Origin of the sequence: Arthrobacter agilis (assembly GCF_002953615.1) — a bacterium.
Lineage (GTDB): Bacteria > Actinomycetota > Actinomycetes > Actinomycetales > Micrococcaceae > Arthrobacter_D > Arthrobacter_D agilis_B.
This window is the reverse complement of sequence record NZ_CP024915.1, coordinates 2,114,895-2,119,654: the sequence shown is the minus strand read 5'-3', so window position 1 is coordinate 2,119,654 and position 4,760 is coordinate 2,114,895. Positions and strand designations below refer to the sequence as shown.

Below are 4,760 nucleotides of genomic sequence, written 5' to 3'. Positions count from 1 at the left end.
CAAGCAGCCCAAGCAGCGGGGCCCCGCCGCTGGCCGAGTTCGGCGACGATCCGGTGAGCGAGAAGCCCATCGTGGTGAAGGACGGCCGCTTCGGCCCCTACATCACCGACGGCGTCACGAACATCACCGTCCCGGGGTCGATGGCCATCGAGGAGCTGACGCGGGAGCAGGCGATCGAGATGCTCGCCGACAAGCGTGCGAAGGGACCGGCGCCGAAGAAGACCACTCGCAGGGCGCCCGCGAAGCGCAAGGTCGCGGCGGGCAAGTAGCCTGAGAGCGCGGGGCGGGAACACAGACGATAGCGGGAGAGCTGGGAGCGCGGGAACAATGCGGCTAGGTGTGCTGGACATAGGGTCGAACACGGTCCATCTGCTGCTCGTGGATGCCCACCCCGGTGGTCGGCCGGTGCCCTTCGCCTCCCACAAGAAGCCCCTGCAGCTCGTGGCCTACCTCGACGAGGACGGCTGCATCTCCCGGCAGGGACAGGACGAGCTGGTGGGTTTCGTCCGCGAGGCACGGGACTTCGCGACGGGGCACGACGCCGAGGACTTCCTCGCCTTCTGCACCTCGGCCATCCGTGAGGCGGGGAACGGCAGCGAGGTGCTCGCGAGGGTCCGCGAGGAGACCGGCGTCGACCTGCAGGAGCTGTCCGGCGACCAGGAGGCAGCAGTGACCTTCCAGGCCGTCCGCCGCTGGTACGGCTGGGGGGCGGAGTCGATCCTCAACCTGGACATCGGCGGCGGATCCTTCGAGCTGGCGATGGGCACGGACGAGCTGCCCGAGGTCGCCCTGTCCGTACCGCTCGGCGCAGGCAGGCTCACGCGTGACTGGCTCCAGGGCGACCCGCCGTCGGCGAGGAGCGTCAAGGAACTGCGCCGCTACATCCGGGCGACCCTCCGCGAGGCAGTGCCGCAGTTCGCCCATCTCGGTACGCCGCACCTCGTGGCCGGCACCTCGAAGACCTTCCGGTCACTGGCACGCATCACGGGTGCCGCTCCGTCGGCCGCAGGTCCCTTCGTCCGGCGCGAGCTGCGCCTCGAGGACCTCACCCTGTGGACGAAGCGGCTGGCCGCGATGAGCGCCAGGGACCGCACCAGCCTGGACGGCGTCTCGGAACTCCGTGCGCCGCAGGTCCTCGCGGGAGCACTCGTGGCGGAGTGCGCCCTGGAACTGTTCAATGTCCCCTCCATGGACATCTGCCCGTGGGCGCTGCGGGAGGGACTCCTGCTGAGGCGGTTCGACGCCAAGATGTTCGACGCCGACGAGCCGCTGCCAGGTGCCGGGGTGGGGCACTCCCAGCTCGACTCGATGCGGCGCACGCCCCTGTCCAGGGGAGCCTGAGGTGGCGCACCCGGCCCACGGCCTGCCCGCGATCCCGGTCGCGCTGTCCAGTGCCTCCGTCTATCCGCTCGCGGTCCATGACGCGTTCGCGCTCGCCCAGGACCTCGGTTACGACGGGGTCGAGGTCATGGTCACCAACAACTCGGTGAGTCAGAGCCCCGACCAGCTCAACGTCCTGAGCGAACGGTACGAGATGCCGATCCTCGCCATCCATGCACCCACCCTGCTGCTGACGCAGCAGGTCTGGGGGAAGGCATGGACGAAGATCGAACTCTCGGCAGCGATGGCCGCCGAGGTGGGGGCCAGGACGGTCGTGACGCATCCGCCGTTCCGCTGGCAGACGGGGTACGCCGAGGAGTTCCCCGAGGGCATCGCGCGCGTCGCAGCCGAGTACGGCGTCGAGATCGCCGTCGAGAACATGTATCCGTGGAAGGTCCGCGGCCGTGAGGCGAAAGCCTACCTGCCGCACTGGAACCCGGTGCCGGAGCCGTACGAGCGCATCACCTGGGACTTCTCCCACGCCGCCATCGCCGGGATGGACTCCTATGAGGAGATGCGGGCGCTGGGCGACCGGCTCGCCCACGTGCACCTGACCGATGGAACGCCCAACGGGAAGGACGAGCATCTCCTCCCGGGGCAGGGGCAACAGCGGTGCGCCGAGGCACTCGAACACCTCGCAGGGGCGGCGTGGGACGGCGTGGTGGCCGTCGAGGTCAGCACGCGCCGGGCACGGGGCGCGGGGGAGCGCGAGGAATGGCTCGCCGAGACCCTCCGCTTCGCGCGTTCGCACCTGCGCCACTGAGCGGCGCCGACGTCCCGGCCGCCCGGCCTGTCGCTCGGGCCGTTGAACGAGGAATGGCGCCGGTGGACGGTCCAGATGCTGGGGGAATCATCTGTTGCCACCGACGCCGGACCGGATCAGGAATTCCGGTCCCCATCACTCGCACCCTTATGAGGTAGTTGGAACACTAGGCCCCCAACTTGTGCCGCGACGACGAGGATGCTGGGAGAAGGCTGGTAGCCCTCGTGGCAGGATGGGGCCATGACTCCGCAAGCAACGCAGCGCATCGCCTTCCTCGGCTGTGGTTCGATGAACGAATCCATCCTCGCCGGGCTGCTCGCCGCCGGGCTGGACCCCGCTCTGGTCACCGCCACCGTGCGGCGCGCCGAGCGTGCGGCGGAGCTGCGCCGGCGCCACGGGATCGAGGCCCTCGCCACCGCCGAGGACGACGGCGCGAACGTCGCCGCGGTCCGCAACGCGGACGTCGTCGTCCTGGGAGTGAAGCCGGTCGGCATCGTCCCCCTCGCCCGTGAGGTCTCGCCCGCGCTCGAACCGACCGCCGTCGTCCTGAGCGTCGCCGCCGCGGTGTCCATCGCGATGATCGAGGCGGCGCTGCCCGCGGGGCAGCCCGTCATCCGGTCCATGCCCAACACGCCGTCGCGCCTCGGACGGGGCGTGCTGTCCATCTCGGCCGGCACCTCGGCGGGGCCGGAGCTCATGGCGCAGGCCCGGGAACTCCTGCGGCCGGCCGGTACGGTCGTCGAGATCCCGGAGGCCCAGGTCGACGCGCTGTCGGCCATCAGCGGCTCGGGACCGGCGTACGCGTTCTACCTCGCGGAAGCCATGGCGGCCGCGGGCGAGGAACTCGGCCTGGACCCCGCGCTGGCCGAGCTGATCGCCCGCGAGACGGTCGCCGGAGCCGGGTTCATGCTGGCGGAGGAGGGCGCCGACGCCACGGCGCTGCGACGGGCCGTGACCAGCCCCAACGGGACGACGCAGAGCGCCATCGAGGCCTTCGACAAGCTCGGACTGGCGCACATCGTGACCGCCGGCGCGCAGTCCGCCACCGCCCGCGCGGCGGCGATCACCCGTGAGCTGGCAGGGCCGCCGTCCGCCTGACCGGCCGCAGCGCCCAAAGCCCCAGCAGCGCCACCGGCAGGACCACGCCGAGTGCCGTGAAGAGCCGCAGGGGCAGCGGCCCCTCGCCCGACACGGCCCCCGTGAGGGTGAGGGTCACGGTGATGGAGGAGAACATCATGACGGGCACGAGAGCGGCCAGCAGCACCCGGACGGCTGTGCGCCGTGCGCCCTCCTCCCGGGCGGACAGGTAGGCGGCGGGGAAGACCAGCGCGATCCAGACCCAGTGGTGGAACCAGGAGATCGGTGAGATCGCGAGCATCACGACGGCGTTGGCGGCGATCGCCCGGACGGTGTCGCCGTCGTCGTCCGCCCGCCGGATCGCCAGATACCCGACGGAGATCACTGCGAGGGATGCCAGCGCCCACACGGGCCGCTGCAGGGATCCGGGCAGGCCGGACTGGGCCACGATCGAATTGAGCGACACGTTGTAGAGGTCGGCCGTCGCCCCCACGCGGGAGGCGTCGAACAGTGCATCCAGCCAGAAGACCGCGGACTCGCGGGGGGCGAGGACCCACCCGAGGGCGACGGTGGAGCCGAAGGACGCCGCCAACCAGGCGAGGGAACGCCAGTCCCTCCGGGCCAGGTAGACCAGCCCGAACGCGAGCGGGGTCAGCTTGATGCCCGCGGCGATCCCGACGAGGACGCCCGAGGGCAACCGCGTGGAGCGCAGCAGGTCGGCGAGGACCAGGACCATCAGGAGGGCGTTCACCTGCCCGAAGCCGAGGCCTTCCCGCCAGGGTCCGCTGAGGCCGAGGACGAGCATCGTCGCGAGCACGGTGACGGCGGTGTGCCGCGGCGCCGTCGCGCCTGCGGGGCGGGCCGAGCGCAGGTACCGCACCACGAGGGCCGCGACGCCTGCCAGGCAGCCGCAGGACAGCGCGGTGACGATGCCGAGGGCCACGGACTGCGGAACGAGCGCGAGGGGCACGAACAGGATCGCGGCGAACGGGGGATAGGTGAAGGGTAGGCCGCGCGTGTCGGTCTGCACGAGGGCGTCGTCGTACAGGTCCTTGTCGCCCGCCCGGCCGAGCAGCGCGAGCGCGCCCTCCCGGTAGACGGAGAGGTCGAGTCCGTGGATCTGCGCGGCAGCGACGACGACGGCGAGCACGAGGGCACCCCCGAGCGCCGATGCGGCCGCCGGCCGGAACGCGGGGCGGACGCGGGCCGGCGACGCGGGGTCCTGCTGCGGGGAACCGGGCCCCCGCGGCACGCTAGGGACGGCCGGCAAAGCGCTCGAGCAGATCCACGTGGCCCGAGACGATCAGCATGTCCCGGCCGGACACCTTCGTGTCGGGCCGGGCGTAGGTGAAGTCCTCGCCCGGGGACTTCACCCCGACGACCGTGACGCCGTACTTGGAACGCACGGAGGACTCGGCGAGGGTGAACCCCTGGGTCTCCTTCGGCGGGTACATCTTCACGATCGCGAAGCCGTCGTCGAACTCGATGAAGTCCAGCATGCGACCGCCGACCAGGTGCGCGGCGCGCTGCCCGGCGTCGG

General features: G+C 71.5%; 4 protein-coding genes and 2 pseudogenes. 4 read left to right on the top strand and 2 right to left on the bottom strand.

From position 1 onward, the window contains the following. The 4 genes and pseudogenes from CVO76_RS10360 to proC all read left to right on the top strand — a co-directional run. Positions 1–269 (top strand): annotated as a pseudogene (locus tag CVO76_RS10360) (topoisomerase C-terminal repeat-containing protein); the annotation flags it as partial. A gap of 58 nt (positions 270–327) precedes the next feature. After that, a complete protein-coding gene (locus tag CVO76_RS10355) occupies positions 328–1,341 on the top strand; it encodes a Ppx/GppA phosphatase family protein (RefSeq protein ID WP_133081171.1) in 1,014 nt (337 codons plus the stop codon). A gap of 1 nt (position 1,342) precedes the next feature. After that, positions 1,343–2,143: a sugar phosphate isomerase/epimerase family protein gene (locus CVO76_RS10350; RefSeq protein ID WP_208739175.1), complete on the top strand. Its 801-nt coding sequence runs from the start codon at positions 1,343–1,345 to the stop codon at positions 2,141–2,143. A 240-nt stretch (positions 2,144–2,383) separates the two neighbouring features. Continuing rightward, positions 2,384–3,241, top strand: coding sequence for a pyrroline-5-carboxylate reductase (gene proC / locus CVO76_RS10345; protein WP_208739174.1), 858 nt, complete (start codon positions 2,384–2,386; stop codon positions 3,239–3,241). Here the strand turns inward: proC and CVO76_RS10340 are convergent. Both CVO76_RS10340 and CVO76_RS10335 read right to left on the bottom strand, forming a co-directional pair. Further along, on the bottom strand, positions 3,207–4,490 hold the full coding sequence (locus tag CVO76_RS10340) for a glycosyltransferase 87 family protein (RefSeq protein ID WP_208739173.1): 1,284 nt from the start codon (positions 4,488–4,490) through the stop codon (positions 3,207–3,209). The genes proC and CVO76_RS10340 overlap by 35 nt on opposite strands. Continuing rightward, positions 4,474–4,760, bottom strand: a pseudogene (locus CVO76_RS10335) (TrkA C-terminal domain-containing protein); the annotation flags it as partial. The gene CVO76_RS10340 and the pseudogene CVO76_RS10335, both read right to left, overlap by 17 nt.

What these genes read in the sequence shown, in the direction of transcription:
- CVO76_RS10355 (WP_133081171.1), top strand. Translation starts at nt 328, where the DNA reads ATGCGGCTAGGTGTGCTGGACATAGGGTCGAACACGGTCCATCTGCTG.
- proC (WP_208739174.1), top strand. Translation starts at nt 2,384, where the DNA reads ATGACTCCGCAAGCAACGCAGCGCATCGCCTTCCTCGGCTGTGGTTCG.